Origin of the sequence: Parvibaculum indicum, from assembly GCF_011762095.1 — a bacterium.
GTDB classification, from domain to species: domain Bacteria; phylum Pseudomonadota; class Alphaproteobacteria; order Parvibaculales; family Parvibaculaceae; genus Parvibaculum; species Parvibaculum indicum.
Genome location: NZ_JAASQO010000012.1, coordinates 19,152 through 36,704 on the forward strand (window position 1 = coordinate 19,152; position 17,553 = coordinate 36,704).

Below are 17,553 nucleotides of genomic sequence, written 5' to 3' on the forward strand. Positions count from 1 at the left end.
TAGCATGGTTTCACGAGACGCAAAACGGACGTGAGAAGAAGATGCCCCGTGCAATCCGCGCCATTGGCCTGATGAGCGGCACCTCCCTTGACGGTGTGGACGCAGCCTTGCTCGAAACGGACGGCGAGGGCCTGCTGAGGCGCGGCGCGGCCATGTCCACTCCCTATACCCGGGAAGAACGGCTTTTGCTGCGCATGGCGCTGGAGGAGGCGATGGGCTGGGAGCCTGGTGCGCCCATGCCGGAGGTGGTCGCCGAAGCCGAACGCCATCTGACATTCGTTCATGCCAAGGCGGTGAAGGCCCTGCTGGAAAAGGCCGGGCTTGCTGCGCATGACGTGGACCTGATCGGGTTCCACGGCCAGACGGTGCTGCATCAGCCCGAAAGGCGCCGGACGGTGCAGATCGGCCTGGGCGAGGTGCTGGCGAGCCTGACGGGCATCGACGTCGTCAATGATTTCCGCGCCGCGGATGTGGCCGCGGGCGGGCAGGGCGCCCCCTTCGTGCCGCTCTATCACAGGGCACTTGTGCGCAGCATGGGCCTTCCGGGCACGGTCGCCGTCGTCAATATCGGCGGCGTGGGCAATGTGACCTTTATCGGCGAGGACGGCACGCTGATCGCCTTCGATACCGGTCCCGGCAATGCGCTGGTGGACGATTGGGCGCAGCGCCATCTGAACGAACCGATGGACGCCAATGGCGAGCTGGCCCGGCTGGGCGATGTCGACGAGGAGGCGCTGGCCCGGATGATGGACCATCCCTTCTTTCTACGCCGCCCGCCCAAATCGCTCGACCGGTTCGATTTCACCGACGAGGCGGTCGCGCATCTCTCTCCCGCCGACGGGGCGGCGACGCTCACCGCCTTTACGGCGGCGGCCATCTCGCGCTCGCTGCTGCATATGCCGGAACTGCCCCGCAATTTCATCATTTGCGGCGGCGGGCGGCACAATCCCGTCCTGATGGAGGAACTGCGTGCGCGCATTCCCTCCCGCGTCGTCCGGGCGGAGGATGTGGACTGGGAAGGCGACAATATCGAGGCGGAGGCCTTCGCTTATCTGGCGGTCAGGTCGCTGCGCGGCCTGCCCCTGAGCGAGCCCGGCACGACCGGCGTGCCCGAACCGATGACGGGCGGCCGGCTTCACCGCGCGGGCCGGGCGCTGGCCTGAGGAAGGATCAGCCCTTCTCGGGAGCCTGGGCGAGCCGCTTGTCGAGATAGCCGCCGACGACGTCCACGAGGTCGTTCAGGTGCTTCTCGAAGAAATGATTGGCGCCCTCGATCGTCTGGTGTTCGATGGTGATGCCCTTCTGCGTCTTGAGACGCTCGACGAGCTTCTGCACATCGGCCTGCGGCGCGACCTGGTCGGCGCTGCCATTGAGGATCAGGCCCGATGAGGGGCAGGGCGCCAGGAACGAGAAATCGTACATATTGGCCTGCGGCGCGACGGAGATGAATCCCTCGATCTCCGGGCGGCGCATCAGCACCTGCATGGCGATCCAGGCGCCGAAGGAAAAGCCGCCGATCCAGCACTGCCCGGCATCCGGGTTCTGCGCCTGCAGCCAGTCCAGCGCCGAGGCGGCGTCCGAAAGCTCGCCAATGCCTGAATCGAACGCGCCCTGGGAGCGGCCCACACCCCGGAAATTGAAGCGCATGACCGAAAAGCCACGCTCCAGGAAGGTCTGGAACAGGGCCAGCGTCACGGAATTGTTCATCGTGCCGCCGAATTGCGGGTGCGGGTGCAGCACCAGCGCGACCGGCGCATTCGGGGTCTTGTTGTGATGGTAACGGCCTTCGATACGGCCGGCGGGACCGTTGAAAATCACTTCAGGCATGTGTGCTTTCTCGGCATTAACGCTGGGAAGGGCTATTCCCGATGGTCTATCTGGGAATTATTTTCGCCGATTTTGCCTGTTTCCTCTGGAAAAATCGGTACGAGGTGCTAGATAGTTGACTTAAGAGGTCGGGAAATTCCCGCCCCATGGAAACGGCTTCCAAGAGGTCCGGCGGCCTTTGTGCTGCACTGCGGAAGCAAGATAGGGCATCGCCATGTCTCAGGGCGCATGTTCTTAACACAGGCATTGGACTGGTTTGCAAGCTTTTCGCGCGCTCCGACCGGTGCCGACGTAAAAGGAGTATGTCGTGAAGCTGACAACGAAAGGCCGCTACGCGGTCATGGCCATGGCCGATCTGGCGCGTCATTCCAGCGGCAATCCGGTCGCTCTCGCGGAGATCGCCGAGCGTCAGGAAATTTCGCTGTCCTATCTGGAGCAGCTTTTCGCCAAATTGCGCCGTGGCAGCCTGGTCAAGAGTGTGCGCGGTCCCGGCGGCGGCTATCTGCTCGCCCGGGGTGCCGACGCCATCCGCATTTCGGACGTCATCATGGCGGTGGACGAGCCGATCAAGGCGACGCGCTGCGAACTGGGTTCGCCGAAGGGCTGTCTCGCCTCGTCGGGCCGGTGCATCACGCATGATCTGTGGGAAGGCCTGAGCCAGCAGATTCACGTCTATCTGAATTCCGTGTCGCTGGGCGACGTGATCGACGGCCGCCTCGCAGGCGGAGCCATGGTGACGCGGCCCGGATCGGAAGAGCTTCCCGCCCGGGCACCTGTCGCCGCCGCGAGCTGAAATTCCATCTCCTCCGGGCCGCTTCCGCCCCTGGCTCCCGCCGGTGCCGATCGGGGCCCGGAATGAATGTCGCAGGGTGATAACAAGGCGATGACGATGAAACGCGCCTATCTGGACCACAACGCAACGACCATGCTGCGGCCCGAAGCCGCGGCGGCGGTCATGCGTGCGCTGGCCGCGCCGGGCATGGGGCTGGGCAACGCCTCCTCCGTGCATGCGGAAGGGCGCGCGGCGCGCAAGCTGGTCGAGGCGGCGCGGAGCCAGGTAAAGGCGCTGGTCAACGCGGGTGATGCCGGGCTCGTCTTCACGAGCGGCGGCACCGAGGCCGCCCATCTCGCCCTTCATGCGGCAAGGGCCGGCGCGGATGTCGAAAGGCTGATCGTCTGCACTGTGGAGCATAGCGCGGTGCGGGCCCCGGCGGAGGCCATCGGCCTGCCGCTGTCATGGCTGCCGGTGGATGCCGATGGCGTGGCCGATCTCGCGGCACTGAAGACCCTGCTGGCCGAGCCGGGCAAGCCGCTGGTCGCGCTGATGTGGGCGAACAACGAAACAGGCGTCATCCAGCCGGTAAAGGACGCAGCCGAGCTGACGCATGAAGCGGGTGGATTGCTGCTCACCGATGCGGTGCAGGCGGCGGGCAAGCTGTCCGTGGATTTCACGGATGCGGATGTGGACATGATGCTCCTGGCCGGGCACAAGCTGGGCGGTCCTCTGGGCACGGGCGCACTTGTGTTCCGTAGCGGCCTGTCCGTCGAACCGCTGCAGCTTGGGGGCGGGCAGGAAATGCGGCGCCGGGCCGGCAGCGAGAATGTACCGGGCATTGCCGGCTTCGGCGCGGCGGCCCGGGCGGCGAACGCGGCGCTGGACGGATTTTCCGGGCTTTCGCTTCTTCGCGACCTGCTGGAGGAGCGGATTGCGGACATCGCGACCGATGCGGTGTTCTTCGGCGCCAGGGCGGCGCGGCTGCCCAATACGAGCTATGTTTCGGCCCCCGGCCTCGACGCGGAGCGGCTGGTGATGATGCTGGATCTCGACGGCATTGCCGTCAGCGCCGGCGCGGCCTGTTCTTCCGGCAAGGTAGGGCGGCCGCATGTACTCGATGCGATGGGCGTCGAGGACGAAATTTCCAGGGGTGCGGTCCGGGTGAGCCTGGGCTGGAACAGCACCGAGGACGATGTGAACCGGTTCGTCGAAAGCTGGTCGCGCGCCTATGTGAAGGCGAAGAAGCGGCCTCTGGCGGACGGAAGTGAGACAAGCGGGCGCAACGCGGCGCTCGCGGAAGTGGAGAGTTGAAATGGCGGCCGTCAAGGAGACAGTCGAAACCGTTGGCGAAGTGGAGAAGTACAAATATGGCTTTTCCACCGAGATCGAATCCGAAAAGGCCCCTATCGGCCTGACGGAGGATACCGTTCGCTATATCTCCGCGAAAAAGGACGAGCCGGAGTGGATGCTGGAATGGCGTCTGGAAGCCTTCCGCCGCTGGAAGAACATGAAGGAGCCTACCTGGGCCAAGGTGTTCTATCCGACGATGGATTACCAGAACGCCTATTACTACGCCGCGCCGAAGCAGACCGTCGCGCCGGAAAGCCTCGACGAGGTGGACCCCAAGCTTCTCGAAACCTATGAGAAGCTCGGCATCCCGCTCGAGGAACAGAAGATGCTGGCCGGCGTCGCGGTGGATGCCGTCTTCGATAGCGTGTCCGTCGTCACCACCTTCAAGGAAAAGCTGAAGGAAGCGGGCGTCATTTTCTGTCCGATCTCCGAAGCGATCCGCGACTATCCGGAGCTGGTGAAGAAATATCTCGGCAGCGTCGTTCCGGTGACGGACAATTTCTTTGCGACGCTCAACTCCGCCGTCTTTTCCGACGGATCTTTCGTCTACATCCCCAAGGGCGTGCGCTGTCCGATGGAGCTGTCGACCTATTTCCGGATCAACGAGAAGCAGACCGGCCAGTTCGAACGCACGCTCATCGTGGCCGAAGAGGGCTCCTATGTGAGCTACCTCGAAGGCTGTACCGCGCCGCAGCGCGACGAGAACCAGCTTCATGCCGCCGTGGTCGAACTGGTGGCGATGGACGATGCGGAGATCAAATACTCCACCGTCCAGAACTGGTATCCCGGCGACGAGGAAGGCAAGGGCGGCATCTATAACTTCGTGACGAAGCGCGGCGACTGCCGGGGCAGGAACTCGAAGATTTCCTGGACGCAGGTGGAGACGGGCTCCGCCATCACGTGGAAATATCCGAGCTGCATCCTGCGCGGCGACAATTCGCGCGGCGAGTTCTATTCCATCGCCATTTCCAACACGAAGCAGCAGGTGGACAGCGGTACCAAGATGATCCATCTCGGCAAGAACACGTCGAGCCGGATCGTCTCCAAGGGCATTTCCGCCGGCGGCTCGTCGAACACCTATCGCGGGCTCGTCTCGGTGCACAAGAAGGCGGAGAACGTCCGCAACTTCACGCAATGCGACAGCCTGCTGATCGGCGATAAATGTTCCGCGCACACCGTGCCCTATATCGAGGCGAAAAACCCGACCGCCATTCTGGAGCATGAGGCGACGACCTCGAAGATCAGCGACGAACAGCTCTTCTATTGCATGCAGCGCGGCGTGCCGGAAGAGGAGGCGGTCGCGCTCATCGTCAACGGGTTCTGCCGCGACGTATTGCAGCAGCTCCCCATGGAATTTGCCGTCGAGGCGCAGAAGCTCGTCGGCATCAGCCTTGAAGGCAGCGTCGGTTGACGCGAGAGGAAAAGAGTAATGCTTGAGATCAAGAACCTGCACGTGGAAGTCGGCGGCAACGAGATCCTGAAAGGGATCGACCTTGAGGTCGGCGCAGGCGAGGTGCACGCCATCATGGGACCGAACGGGTCGGGCAAGTCGACGCTTTCCTACGTGCTGTCGGGCCGCGAGGGCTATGAGGTCACGCAAGGCTCCATCGCCTATAAGGGGCAGGACGTGCTGGAAATGAGCGTGGACGAGCGCGCCGCGGCGGGCATCTTCCTCGCGTTCCAGTATCCGATCGAAATTCCCGGCGTCACCACCATGACTTTCCTCAAGACGGCGTTGAACGCGCAGCGCAAGGCGCGCGGCGAGGAGGAACTGGACGCGGTAAAGTTCCTGAAGCTGGTGCGTGAAAAGGCAAAGCCCCTCAACGTGACCGACGAGATGCTGAAACGGCCGCTCAATGTCGGCTTCTCGGGCGGCGAAAAGAAGCGCGCGGAAATCCTCCAGATGGCGATCCTGGAACCCTGGTTCGCGATACTGGACGAAACCGACTCCGGCCTCGATATCGACGCGCTGAAGACGGTGTCGGAAGGCGTGAACGCCTTGCGCTCGCCCGAGCGCTCCATGCTGGTGATTACGCATTACCAGCGCCTGCTCGACTACATCGTGCCCGACAAGGTGCATGTGCTCTCCAAGGGTCGCATCGTGAAGACCGGCGGCAAGGAGCTGGCGCTCGAGCTGGAAAAATCGGGCTACGCGGAATATGGCGCCGACGAAGCGGCGTGAATCGGCACCCTGAATTGACGTTTTTGAGTGAGACAAATGACTGACGCGATAGCGCAGAGTTTTATCGACACTTTCGAGCGGGAGCGCGATGCGCTGCCCGGCGCGGGTGGCTGGCTGGCTGCGCGGCGCGAGGCCGCGATCCGCGAACTGGCCGATGCCGGACTTCCGCATCGTCGCCTTGAAGACTGGAAATATACCGACCTGCGCGACGTGTTGGAGAAAGCCGCCTTCGCCCCGGCACCGGCTCATCAAGGTGCGGTGTTGCTGCCGGAAGGAGACGCGGGTTCAGGCGCGGCGCTTTTCCATGCCATCGACCGGCACAAGATCGTCTTCGTGAATGGCCGTCTCAATCATGCCCTTTCCGATATGGATGGGCTGCCGGAGGGTGTCGCGCTTCGGCCCCTGGCCGAGGCACTGGAACAGGACTGGGCCAAGGCGGCAATCGAACGACGCTTCGACACCAATCCGCAGGCGCAATCCATTTCCGGCCTCAACCTGGCGCTGATGGCGGACGGTGTGGCGCTGCATGTCGCGGAAGGCGTGGCGCTCGACAAACCGCTGCACCTCATTTTTCTCGCCGCCGATGACGGCGCATCCCATGCGCGCAATCTCGTGCGTTTGGAAAAGAATGCGCAGGCGACCGTGTTCGAGACCCATGCCTCGGCGGGCGCGGCGCATTATTTCGCCGACCAGGTGACGGAAGTGTCCCTCGGCATCGGGGCGACCCTCAATCACATCAAGCTGCAGGACGAGGCGGCAAAGGCCGTGCATCTATCGACCATGCGCGCGGCCCTGTCGGAAAAGGCGAAGCTGGACAGCTTCACGCTCATTCTCGGCGCGGGCGTATCGCGCGGCCAGACCTTCGTCGAGTTCGAGGGCGGCGAGGCGGAAGCCCATGTGAACGGTGCCTATGCATTGCGCGGAGAACAGCATGCCGACCAGTTCTGCGTGGTCGACCATGCCGTGCCGGAAAGCAACAGCCACACGCATTTCAAGGGCGTACTCGACGACCGGTCCCAGGGCATCTTTCAGGGCAAGGTGATCGTGCGCCCCGACGCGCAGAAAACCGATGGCCGTCAGATGACCAATGCACTGCTGCTCTCGCGCGATGCGTCGGTCAATGCCAAGCCGGAACTCGAGATCTATGCCGACGACGTGCAATGCGCGCATGGCTCGACCATCGGCGAGTTGGACAAGGACGCGCTTTTCTATCTGCGCTCGCGCGGGATCGACGAGATGACGGCGCGGCAATTGCTGATTTCGGCGTTTCTGGACGAAGCGCTGGACTATGCGCCCCATGAGGAAGCGCGCGCCGAACTTAAAGCACTGGTCGCGGGCTGGTTCGAGGCCGGCAGCCTTTCGGCGGAGGACATCGTATGAACGCGCCTGCATTGAATGAAAAACAGGCATTCGACGTGGAGCGGATCCGCGCTGACTTCCCGATCCTGTCGCGCGAGGTCTATGGCAAGCCGCTCGTCTATCTGGACAGCGCCGCTTCGGCGCAAAAGCCGAAAGCGGTGATCGACGCGGTCAGCGATGTCTATTTGCACGAATACGCCAATGTTCATCGCGGCATGCATTATCTCTCCAATGCGGCGACGGAGAAGTTCGAGGAAGCGCGAAAGACGGCCCGGACATTCTTCAATGCCGCGCAGGAAGAGGAAATCATCTTCGCCGCGGGCGCGACGGATGCGATCAATCTGGTTGCGTCGTCCTGGGCCGAGCCGCGCATCGAGGAAGGCGACGAGATCATCCTCAGCCTGCTCGAGCATCATTCGAATATCGTGCCATGGCATTTCCTGCGGGAACGCTTCGGCGCGGTGCTGAAATGGATACCGCTGACCGATGAAGGCGATGTCGATTTCGACGCCTACAAGGCCGCCTTCGGTCCGCGCACCAAATTCGTCGCCATGTCGCAAATGTCGAATGCGCTCGGCACGATTACGCCGCTGAAGGAAATGATCGACGTCGCGCATGAGCATGATGTGCCTGTGCTGGTGGATGGCTGCCAGGGCGCGGTGCATATGCCGACGGATGTTCAGGCGCTGGATTGCGACTTTTACGTCTGCTCGGGCCACAAGCTCTACGGGCCGACCGGCATCGGGCTGCTTTACGCCAAGCGTGAACATCTCGACGCCATGCGGCCCTATCGCGGCGGTGGCGAAATGATCCGCGAAGTGGCGATGGACGAGATCACCTATGCCGACCCGCCGCATCGTTTCGAGGCCGGCACACCGCCCATCGCACAGGCCATCGGGCTTGGCGTGGCACTGGACTACATGATGGATATCGGCCGCGAGGCCATTTTCGCGCATGAGATGACGCTGCTGGACTATGCGACCCGGCGTCTGTCGGAGGTCGAAGGCTTGCGCATTATCGGCACCTCGAAGCGGAAGGGCAGTATCATCTCCTTCGTGATGGACAATGCGCATGCCCATGACATTGCGACCGTGATCGACCGCGCGGGCGTCGCGGTGCGCGCCGGGCACCATTGCGCCCAGCCGGTAATGGAGCGCTACGGCGTGGGGGCGACATCGCGTGCTTCCATCGCCATGTATAATACGACGAAGGATGTCGATGCGCTGGTCGACGCGCTGATCGACTCCAGGAAATTCTTCGGATGAGGGCAGGATGACGACCGAAGATGTAAAGGCGATGGACGGAACGCAGGCACCGGGAGAAGAGGCGGAGACCCCCTCTGCCATCCCGCCCGAAGAGCTTGAGCGGCTGACCGATGACATCATCGCCGCGCTCAAGACCGTCTACGATCCGGAAATCCCGGTCGATGTTTATGAGCTGGGCCTCATCTACAAGGTCGATGTGTCGGACGACCGCGACGTGAAGGTGGAGATGACGCTGACTGCGCCGGGCTGCCCGGTCGCCGGGCAGATGCCCGAATGGGTGGCCGATGCCGTGCGCACGGTCGAGGGTGTCAACGACGTCGATGTGGACATGGTGTTCGATCCGCCCTGGGACCCGAGCCGCATGTCGGACGAGGCGCGCGTTGCGCTCAACATGTATTGAGGCTTGAAGCAGACCCCCTGAAACGCCATTTCAGGGGTTAAGGAGAATGGCAATGCAACGCGAAAGGCCCAAGGCTATTTCATTGACCGATCGCGCCGCGGAGCGGATGAAGGCGATCATGTCGGCGTCGGAAGGCAGATATGTCGGTGTGCGCATCGGCGTAAAGAATGGCGGCTGCGCAGGCATGGAATACACCATGGATTACGCCGAGGAGGTGAACCCCATGGACGAGGTGGTCGAGGATCGCGGCGTGAAGATCCTGATCGACCCCAAGGCGATCCTTTTCCTGCTGGGCACCGAGATGGATTACGAGATCGACAAGTTTTCAAGCGGCTTCCGCTTCAACAATCCCAATGTAACCGATGCATGCGGCTGCGGCGAGAGCGTGACCATCGTTCCCGCGCAGGCCGACTGACATGGCCGTCGGCGCGGAGTACAAGGCCTTTGTCCGCGAACAGCTGGAGGCCTTGGGCCCCGTGCGGATCCGCGCCATGTTCGGCGGCGCAGGCGTCTATTTCGACGATCTGATGTTCGGCCTCATCGCCGGCGAAACGCTCTACTTCAAGGTCGACGACCAGAACCGCTCCGCCTTCGAGGAAGAAGGACAGACGCCGTTCATGTACCAGCCGCCGCCAAGGGACGGGCAGGCGCGCAAGGCCATTTCAATGTCCTATTACGAAGTGCCGGAAAGGCTTTACGATGATCCCGACGAAATGGTCGCCTGGGCACGTGATGCCCTGAGCGCGGCCATGCGGGCAAAGGCCGGCAAGAAACCGAAAACGAAAAAGCGGAGCAGGGCGGGATGAAGATCGACAGGCGGAAAATGCTTCTGGGCGGCATGGCGGTGCTTGGATCGGTCGCGCTGTCGCCGCTTGCAAGTCTTCCGGCCCGCGCCGCCGTCATTCGCGGCACCGCCTACAAGGCGCCGGGCTGCGGCTGCTGCGAACTATGGGCGGACCATATGCGCGAAGCGGGCTTCGAAATTCGCATGCTTGAGGATAGCGACCTGGCCGTCCGCAAGATCCGCCACGGCATCACATCCGATCTGGCAAGCTGTCACACAGCCCTGATCGAGGGTTATGTCGTGGAAGGTCATGTGCCCGCCTCTGTCGTCCGCCGCCTTCTGAAGGAGCGGCCCGAAGGCGTCACGGGCATCTCGGTGCCGGGCATGCCCGTCGGTACGCCGGGAATGCCGGGGCCGAAAGCCGGACCGGTCGATGTGCTGGCTTTCGGAAACGGCCGGCCGAAGGTCTACGCGACCTTCTGACCGGCCTCAAACGGTTTATTCGCCTTTGAATTCGGCAGGGCGCTTCTGCAGGAAGGCCTTCACGCCTTCGCGGAAATCCGCCGAATACCCCATGTCGCGCTGAAGCTGCCGTTCCAGATTGAGCTGCTCTTCATAGGTGTTGTCCGTGCTCTCCCAATAAAGCTGGCGGATGCCGGCAAGCGAGCGCGTCGGGCCGCCGGCAAGGTCTTTCGCCAGCGTCATGGCTTCGTCCATCAGCTTTTCATCGTCATAGACGCGGTTGACGAGGCCCCATTCCAGTGCCGTTTCGGCGGGCAGTTTTTCGCCCAGCAGCGAAAGCTCCATCGCGCGCGCCTTGCCGACGAGACGCGGCAGGATCCAGGTCGAGCCGCCATCCGGCACCAGCCCGATACGGCGGAAGGCCTGCAGGAAGTAGGAGGATTTCGCGCAGAGCACCATGTCGCCCATCAGCGCGAAGCTCATGCCGACACCGGCGGCCGGGCCGTTCACCGCGGTGATGAAGGGGGCCTTGAGATTGCGCAGGCGACGAAGGAAGGGGTGGTAGAGCGATTCCAGCGCCGCGCCCGCATCCGGCACCTTGCCGGAATTGTCGCCCCGGCCCTGAAGATTGGCACCCGTGCAGAAGCCGCGTCCTTCGCCGGTCATCACCAGGCAGCGCACGCCGTTGGACTTGGTCTCCACCTCGTCCATTGCGTCCATCAGCCCGCCGAGCATTTCGGGCGAGACGGCGTTCATCACTTCCGGATGGTTCAGCGTCAGCTTGGCGACGCCGCCGTCGATGTCGAGTTTGACCCGTTCGAAATCCATGTTTCTACTCCCTGATTGCAGTTCGGTTCTTATGGCTGGAATTCCGGTTTCGTCTTGGTGAGAAAGGCTTTCACGCCCGCCGCGAAGTTCGGGTGATCGCCAAGCTGCCCCTGAATGTCGCGCTCATAGTCGAGCTGCTCGGCCAGCGTATGGCGCCCGGAAACGTCGAGCGCCTTGACGATTTCGCCAAAGGCGTTGGTCGGCCCCTGGGCAAGCTTGCCCGCCAGCGTCATGACTTCTTCCATCAGCGCATCGTCCTCGACGCATTTCCAGATGAGCCCCCAGTCGGCGGCCGTCTCCGCCGGCAGCTTGTCGCCGGTCAGTGCAAGCGCGCGGGCACGGGCAAGCCCCACAAGGCGCGGCATGAACCATGTGCAGCCCATATCCGGAATGAGGCCGAGCTTCGGCCCGAAGACCTGAATGAAAGAGGCGGATTTCGCCGCGATCACGATGTCGGCGCAAAGCGCAAGGCCCACGCCGCCGCCTGCCGTCGTGCCGTTCACGGCGGCGATTTTGGGTTTTTCGAGTTCGGCCAGTTCCCGCACCATCGGGTTGAAGCCGACGGTCATGCCATGGGCGACGCCCTGACCGATGCTCATGCCTTCCTCGCGCTGCCCCTGGGCGGCAAGGTCGGCGCCCGCGCAGAACGCCCGGCCGGCGCCTGTCAGCACGAGCACGCGCGCATCCGGGGTGGCGGCCACCTTGGCGACCGCTTCGCGCACTTCCTCGATGAGCTTCATGTTGATGCTGTTCAGCACGTCGGGCCGGTTCAGCGTCAGGAGGGCGATGCCATCCGCGATTTCGAGCTTGATCGTTTCCCCGTCGGTATTCATGGGGTAGTCCCTCCCTGAAGGCTTGTTTGCGGGGAGGATAGTCGTCTGCGCGCACAGGCGAAAGGCCGCTTTGCCGGTGACGAAGCGGCCTCAGAGAGACGTTGCGTAAAATCGGATGGGCGGATCAGCCGGCCACGGCCCGGCTGTCCGGGGCGGTGCTCAACTCGCTGCGAACCTGATTGCGACCGTTCCGTTTTGCGTCATACAGGCAGGCATCGGCGCGCTCGATCAGGCTGGAGGATTCGTCGGAAGGGCGGAAGGAGCCCACGCCCAGAGACATGGTCACCCGCCCGAGGGACTCGCCGGTGGAGCGTTTCACCAGCTCCCGCGACTGGACCGCCTCGCGGATCTTGTTGGCGATCTGCTCGGCATCCTTCGTGGTCGTGGAAGGCAGGATAACGCCGAACTCTTCGCCGCCATATCGCGCCACCGTGTCGCTTTCCCGCGTGCCGTTGTTGAGGCAGCTCGCAACGAGGCGCAACACCTGATCGCCCGTGCGATGGCCGAACGTGTCGTTGAATTTCTTGAAATGATCGATATCGCCGATCAGCAGGCAAAGCGGCTGCGCGGTCTCCCGGGCATGCGAGATTTCGCGGGCGAGGGTTTCGTCGAACGCCTTGCGGTTGGCCACTCCCGTCAGCGCATCGGTTCGCGCCTCGTTGCGGGCGGCCTCCAGCGTCTGCTGAAGCTCGGTCACTTCGGAACTGGTGGCTTTCAGCCGTTCCTCCAGTTCCTGGCTGCGGGCTTCCATGTCCCGGCTGGCCTCGAGGATCGATTTCACCGCGTTGCGCACATCGGCCGGGGTGGACTTCGCGGACAGTCCGGCGCTGGCCTCGCGGACCGAATGGCCGAACGCGGTCGAATTGCCGGTGGAGGATTCGATGATCTCGATGATCTGGTTCAGTTCGGAATTCAGCCTTTCGCCGGTTTCGAGCGTGACGGCGGCGAGTTTGGCATCGCTCAGATAGCGTTCGCGAAGCTCCTCGGCGGTGGCGGCGTCGATCGGCCGGCCGCTCGACAGCCGTTCGTCCAGCGCCTGGTTGAGATCGGGGGTCTGGCCCGAAGCATAGCGGTACCAGAGCGCATAGTTTTCAGGCACCGGCGCAATGCCGTGTTCCGCCATGAGTTCGATAGCCCGCGCGCTGCACTCGCCGGCGGAAAGGATCTTCTCGGATGTCATCGAATGCCCCATCGGCTGACCGTACCCTGCGGTCGCTTCCCTTGAGTTGGAGCCTAGGCCGATACGGTTACAGCCAGGTAAATCCGGCGGAAAATGGCAATTTTTCTGGTCGATAAGGTCTTAAAACCCGCCCCGCTGCCGGAAAATGCGAGGGGCTCTCAATGACCGGGGAATTATGTATTATCCCGATAAACGAGCCGGCATATGAGGCCGGACAGCCGGGAAGCAATTCAAACGCGCCGCCAGTTGGTGCGGCGGGGACAGGAGGGCGCCAATGAGCGTAGCGGAGCAGAATTCTCAGGAAGCCGATATAGAAGCCATTTCCCAGTCGATCCGCGCGATTCTCGACAAGCAGAAGGCGGCGCATATCGCCGACGGGCCGATCAGCGCCGAACGCCGGATCGAGTGGCTCGACCGGGCGATTGCGCTGGTCGTGGATAACCAGAAGGAAATCGTGGAGGCCATGGCCTCCGATTTCGGCCATCGCAGCCATGACCAGTCGCTCATGGCCGATGTGATGGGCTCCATCAACCCGCTGAAACACGCCAAGAAGCATCTGCGCCAGTGGATGAAGCCGGAAAAGCGGAAAGTCCAGTTCCCGCTCGGTCTGCTCGGCGCCAAGGCGCGGGTCGAATATCAGCCGCTGGGCACGGTGGGCATCATCTCGCCCTGGAACTTCCCCGTGAACCTCACCTTCACGCCGCTGGCGGGCGTCTTCGCCGCCGGCAACCGCGCCATGATCAAGCCGTCCGAGTTCACGCCGGCGACGTCCGAACTGATGGCGCGGATGTTCCGCTCCGCCTTCGACGAGACGGAAGTGGCCGTGATCACGGGCGGTCCGGCGGTCGGCCAGGCCTTCTCCAAGCAGCCTTTCGATCATCTGCTTTTCACCGGCGCGACCTCGATCGCCTATCACGTCATGCGCGCGGCGGCCGAAAACCTCGTGCCGCTGACGCTGGAGCTGGGCGGCAAGTCGCCGGTCATCGTCTCCGACACGGCGAAGATGGACGAAGCGGCCGCCAAGGTCATGACGGGCAAGACCCTCAATGCGGGACAGATCTGTCTCGCGCCGGACTATGTCTTCGTGCCGGAGGCCAAGCTCGACAGCTTCGTCGACGAGGCGCAGAAATCCATCACGAAGATGTATCCGACCATCAAGGACAATCCGGACTACACTTCCATCGTCAATCAGCGCCATTACGACCGCATCAACTCCTATCTCGACGATGCGAAGCAGAAGGGCGCGAAGATCGTCGAGATCAATCCCGCCAACGAGGATTTCAGCCAGCAGCAGGCGCACAAGATTCCGCCGACGATTGTCGTGAACCCGACGGACGACATGAAGGTCATGCAGGACGAAATCTTCGGCCCCGTGCTGCCCGTGAAGTCCTATCGCTCGGTGAACGAGGTGCTGGACTATGTGAACGGTCATGCCCGTCCGCTCGGCCTCTATTATTTCGGCGAGGACGAGAAGGAAGAACGCACCGTGCTGGATCGCACGACATCCGGCGGCGTGACGGTCAACGACGTCATCATGCATGTCTCGATGGAAGATCTGCCGTTCGGCGGCGTCGGCCCGAGCGGCATGGGCGCCTATCACGGTATCGACGGTTTCCGCACGTTCAGCCACGCCAAGGCCGTCTACAAGCAGTCCAATGCGAAGATGGTCGCGGAGATGTTCCGTCCGCCCTACACCTCGAAGTCGCGCAAGCGGCTGATGGGCATGATCAAGAAATAGGCCCCGAAGACGGGCAAGGAAAAGGGCGGTCTCTCGGGACCGCCCTTTTTCGTTTGTCTTGTGGTGTAATCGGAATTTCCTTTTTCCTGCCAGATTTCACGCCTAGGCCAGAGCGGGAGGAGGGAAGATGCCCTATTGGCTGCATATTCTGTCGATCGCTTCTCTGGCACTGGGCGCGGTTTGTGCCGCGATCATCATTGTCGACGAACGCCGTCACCCTCAGCATATGTGGATCATGAGCGTGGTCTGGCCGGTAACGGCTCTGTTCGGCGGGCTCTTCGCCCTGGCGGGTTATTTCGTCTATGGGCGTCTGGCGACCGATGCGAAAGTGCGACACGCCATGGAGAGGAATGCGACGCCGCCGAACAAGGCGAACACGCCGTTCCCGGCCGTTGTCGCAAAGGGGACGAGCCATTGCGGCGCGGGCTGCATGCTGGGCGACCTTGTCGCGGAATGGCTGGTCTTCTTCGTGCCCGCCATCGCGATCTGGGCCGGCTACGAAACCATCTTTCCGGAGAAGATTTATGCCGTCTGGATCGTGGATTTCGTTTTCGCCTTCGCGTTCGGCATCGCGTTCCAGTACTTCACCATCAAGCCGATGCGCGGCCTGTCCGTCGGGCAGGGGATCGTCGAAGCGGTAAAGGCCGATACGCTGTCGCTCACCTCCTGGCAGGTCGGCATGTACGGCTTCATGGCCATCGCGCATTTCTGGATTTTCGGCACGCTTCTGGGCGTGCCGCTGAAGGTCTCCAGCGCCGAATTCTGGTTCATGATGCAGATTGCCATGCTGGCCGGCTTCGCCACGGCCTATCCGGTCAACTGGTGGCTGATCCGGGTGGGCATCAAGGAAGCGATGTAGGCAAAAAGAAAGAAGCCTCAGGCCTCTTCCGTTTCTTTCTCCGCCGATGCGTCTTCTTCATCGGTACTGCGCCGTCGCGGCAGCTTCACTTCCCGCAGCATGAAGGCGGGAACGTGATCGCCCATGCCGACGATCTTGTCGTCGTCATCGTCGCGGTCCCGGCGGCGATTGCGTCCGCCCCTTGTACGACGCGGCTTTTCCTCGGCCGCGGGCTCGGGCTTTTCGGCCTCTGCCTCTTCCGGCGCGCTCGCTTCGGCGGCGGGCTGCGCCTCGTCGGTCTTCTTCTTCCGGCTCCGGCCGCCCCGGCGGCGGGACTTGGGCTCGGTTTCTTCCTCGCCGGTTTCCGGCGCCGATGCTTCCGCTTCGGCCTTGGAATCGGTGTCTTCCTTGTCGGCACCGATCTCATGTACCGGGATCGTCGTATCGAGCATCTTTTCGATCGCTTCGATATATTTCCGGTCTTCAGGCGTCACCAGCGTGAAGGCGGCGCCTTCCTTGCCGGCGCGGCCCGTGCGGCCGATACGGTGGACATAGTCTTCCGCATGGGTCGGCGGGTCGAAATTGAAGACATGGCTGACATCGGGAATGTCGAGACCGCGCGCCGCCACGTCGCTGGCCACCAGCAGGCGGATTTCGCCGCTTCGGAAGCCCTCCAGCGTCTTCATGCGCGTGCTCTGGTCGAGGTCGCCATGAATGGCGCCGGTCGAATAGCCGTGCTTGTCGAGCGAGCGGTGGAGTACCGAAACGTCGCGCTTGCGATTGCAGAAGATGATCGCGTTTTTCACATTCTCGGTGTCGATGATGTGGCGCAGCGCGTCGCGTTTCTGGTCACGGCGCGAAATCTTGACCTGGGCCTGCTTGATCCGCTCATTGGCGGAGGAGGCGCGGGCGACTTCGACGCGCTCGGGCGCATGCTGGAAGTTTTCCGTAAGGCGCTGGATTTCCGGCGGCATGGTGGCCGAGAAGAGAAGCGTCTGCCGGGTGAAGGGAATCTTGCGGCAGATTTCCTCGATGTCCGGAATGAAGCCCATATCGAGCATGCGGTCGGCTTCGTCGATCACGAGCACTTGCACACCCGTCAGCAGCACCTTGCCGCGCTGGCAATGGTCCAGCAGGCGGCCCGGCGTTGCGATCAGCACGTCCACGCCGCGATCGAGCTTCTTTTCCTGGTCGCCGAAGGATACGCCGCCGATCAGCAGCGCCATGGAAAGCTTGTGATACTTGCCGTATTTCTCGAAATTCTCCGCGACCTGCGCGGCGAGTTCGCGCGTCGGCTCGAGAATGAGAGAGCGCGGCATCCGCGCCTTGGCCCGGCCCCGCGACAGCTTGTCGATCATCGGCAGGGTGAAGGAGGCCGTCTTGCCCGTCCCCGTCTGGGCGATGCCGAGCACGTCTTTGCCGGCGAGAACATGGGGGATGGCTTGCGCCTGAATGGGCGTGGGCTCGGTATAGCCGGTTTCGGCAACAGCCTTGAGCACTTCCGGCGTGAGACCGAGTTCGTCAAATGTCATACATCAACCTGTTTGCGTGTTCCGGGCCTGAAAGTCGCCGATGGGAGGTCGTCTCCATCGGACGTCGCTGTTTCGTTGGCCTGATGCTGCGGCCAGGATCTGGCGAGTAAGCAGCTTGTCGCGCGGATGAAATTCCGCGCATTCAGCGAATTTGTGCCGGAAAATACGGTCTTCCGCGAAATTGTCAACCGAATGGCGGG

18 protein-coding genes are annotated in these 17,553 nt (G+C 62.7%); 13 read left to right on the forward strand and 5 right to left on the reverse strand.

The features are described from left to right. Window positions 1-41: 41 nt before the first annotated feature. On the forward strand, window positions 42-1,163 hold the full coding sequence (locus FHS78_RS14565; RefSeq protein WP_167095113.1) for an anhydro-N-acetylmuramic acid kinase: 1,122 nt from the start codon (window positions 42-44) through the stop codon (window positions 1,161-1,163). A 7-nt stretch (window positions 1,164-1,170) separates the two neighbouring features. On the opposite strand, the gene FHS78_RS14570 is transcribed toward FHS78_RS14565, so the two are convergent. Then, on the reverse strand, window positions 1,171-1,863 hold the full coding sequence (locus FHS78_RS14570) for an alpha/beta hydrolase (protein WP_343041989.1): 693 nt from the start codon (window positions 1,861-1,863) through the stop codon (window positions 1,171-1,173). A gap of 271 nt (window positions 1,864-2,134) precedes the next feature. Here FHS78_RS14570 and FHS78_RS14575 point away from each other — a divergent pair, with 271 nt between their 5' ends. From FHS78_RS14575 to FHS78_RS14620, 10 genes are all read left to right on the forward strand, one after another. After that, window positions 2,135-2,620 carry an Rrf2 family transcriptional regulator gene (locus tag FHS78_RS14575; RefSeq protein WP_167095115.1) on the forward strand — a complete coding sequence of 162 codons (486 nt, stop codon included), beginning with the start codon at window positions 2,135-2,137 and terminating at the stop codon, window positions 2,618-2,620. Window positions 2,621-2,686: 66 nt separating this feature from the next. Further along, window positions 2,687-3,913, forward strand: coding sequence for a cysteine desulfurase family protein (locus tag FHS78_RS14580; protein ID WP_246220526.1), 1,227 nt, complete (start codon window positions 2,687-2,689; stop codon window positions 3,911-3,913). Between the two features lies 1 nt (window position 3,914). Next, window positions 3,915-5,363, forward strand: a complete 1,449-nt coding sequence (gene sufB, locus FHS78_RS14585; protein ID WP_167095116.1) for a Fe-S cluster assembly protein SufB — start codon at window positions 3,915-3,917, stop codon at window positions 5,361-5,363. An 18-nt stretch (window positions 5,364-5,381) separates the two neighbouring features. After that, entirely contained in the window at window positions 5,382-6,134 is a 753-nt protein-coding gene (gene sufC / locus FHS78_RS14590) for a Fe-S cluster assembly ATPase SufC (protein WP_167095117.1), read from the forward strand. A gap of 36 nt (window positions 6,135-6,170) precedes the next feature. Then, window positions 6,171-7,514, forward strand: a complete 1,344-nt coding sequence (sufD, locus tag FHS78_RS14595; protein WP_167095118.1) for a Fe-S cluster assembly protein SufD — start codon at window positions 6,171-6,173, stop codon at window positions 7,512-7,514. Next, window positions 7,511-8,758 (forward strand): cysteine desulfurase, encoded by a 1,248-nt coding sequence (locus tag FHS78_RS14600; RefSeq protein ID WP_167095119.1) that lies wholly within the window; start codon window positions 7,511-7,513, stop codon window positions 8,756-8,758. The genes sufD and FHS78_RS14600 overlap by 4 nt, the downstream gene beginning before the upstream one ends. A 31-nt stretch (window positions 8,759-8,789) precedes the next feature. After that, window positions 8,790-9,158, forward strand: coding sequence for an SUF system Fe-S cluster assembly protein (locus FHS78_RS14605; protein ID WP_246220531.1), 369 nt, complete (start codon window positions 8,790-8,792; stop codon window positions 9,156-9,158). A gap of 52 nt (window positions 9,159-9,210) precedes the next feature. Continuing rightward, on the forward strand, window positions 9,211-9,573 hold the full coding sequence (locus FHS78_RS14610) for a HesB/IscA family protein (protein WP_167095121.1): 363 nt from the start codon (window positions 9,211-9,213) through the stop codon (window positions 9,571-9,573). A 1-nt stretch (window position 9,574) separates the two neighbouring features. Beyond that, window positions 9,575-9,964 carry a TfoX/Sxy family protein gene (locus tag FHS78_RS14615; RefSeq protein ID WP_167095122.1) on the forward strand — a complete coding sequence of 130 codons (390 nt, stop codon included), beginning with the start codon at window positions 9,575-9,577 and terminating at the stop codon, window positions 9,962-9,964. Further along, window positions 9,961-10,425, forward strand: a complete 465-nt coding sequence (locus FHS78_RS14620; RefSeq protein WP_246220527.1) for a DUF411 domain-containing protein — start codon at window positions 9,961-9,963, stop codon at window positions 10,423-10,425. Before FHS78_RS14615 ends, FHS78_RS14620 begins: the two co-directional genes overlap by 4 nt. 15 nt (window positions 10,426-10,440) lie before the next feature. Here FHS78_RS14620 and FHS78_RS14625 read toward each other — a convergent pair whose 3' ends face one another. The 3 genes from FHS78_RS14625 to FHS78_RS14635 form a co-directional block, all read right to left on the reverse strand. Further along, window positions 10,441-11,232 (reverse strand): enoyl-CoA hydratase/isomerase, encoded by a 792-nt coding sequence (locus FHS78_RS14625; protein WP_167095123.1) that lies wholly within the window; start codon window positions 11,230-11,232, stop codon window positions 10,441-10,443. Between the two features lie 29 nt (window positions 11,233-11,261). Then, window positions 11,262-12,065, reverse strand: coding sequence for an enoyl-CoA hydratase-related protein (locus FHS78_RS14630; RefSeq protein WP_167095124.1), 804 nt, complete (start codon window positions 12,063-12,065; stop codon window positions 11,262-11,264). A 124-nt stretch (window positions 12,066-12,189) separates the two neighbouring features. After that, on the reverse strand, window positions 12,190-13,245 hold the full coding sequence (locus tag FHS78_RS14635) for a GGDEF domain-containing protein (RefSeq protein WP_167095125.1): 1,056 nt from the start codon (window positions 13,243-13,245) through the stop codon (window positions 12,190-12,192). A 274-nt stretch (window positions 13,246-13,519) separates the two neighbouring features. Between FHS78_RS14635 and FHS78_RS14640 the strand changes: the two genes are divergently transcribed. Further along, window positions 13,520-14,983, forward strand: coding sequence for a coniferyl aldehyde dehydrogenase (locus tag FHS78_RS14640; RefSeq protein ID WP_167095126.1), 1,464 nt, complete (start codon window positions 13,520-13,522; stop codon window positions 14,981-14,983). Between the two features lie 127 nt (window positions 14,984-15,110). Beyond that, window positions 15,111-15,842: a DUF4396 domain-containing protein gene (locus tag FHS78_RS14645; protein ID WP_167095127.1), complete on the forward strand. Its 732-nt coding sequence runs from the start codon at window positions 15,111-15,113 to the stop codon at window positions 15,840-15,842. Between the two features lie 17 nt (window positions 15,843-15,859). On the opposite strand, the gene FHS78_RS14650 is transcribed toward FHS78_RS14645, so the two are convergent. Next, a complete protein-coding gene (locus tag FHS78_RS14650) occupies window positions 15,860-17,353 on the reverse strand; it encodes a DEAD/DEAH box helicase (RefSeq protein WP_167095128.1) in 1,494 nt (497 codons plus the stop codon). Between the last annotated feature and the right edge of the window lie 200 nt (window positions 17,354-17,553).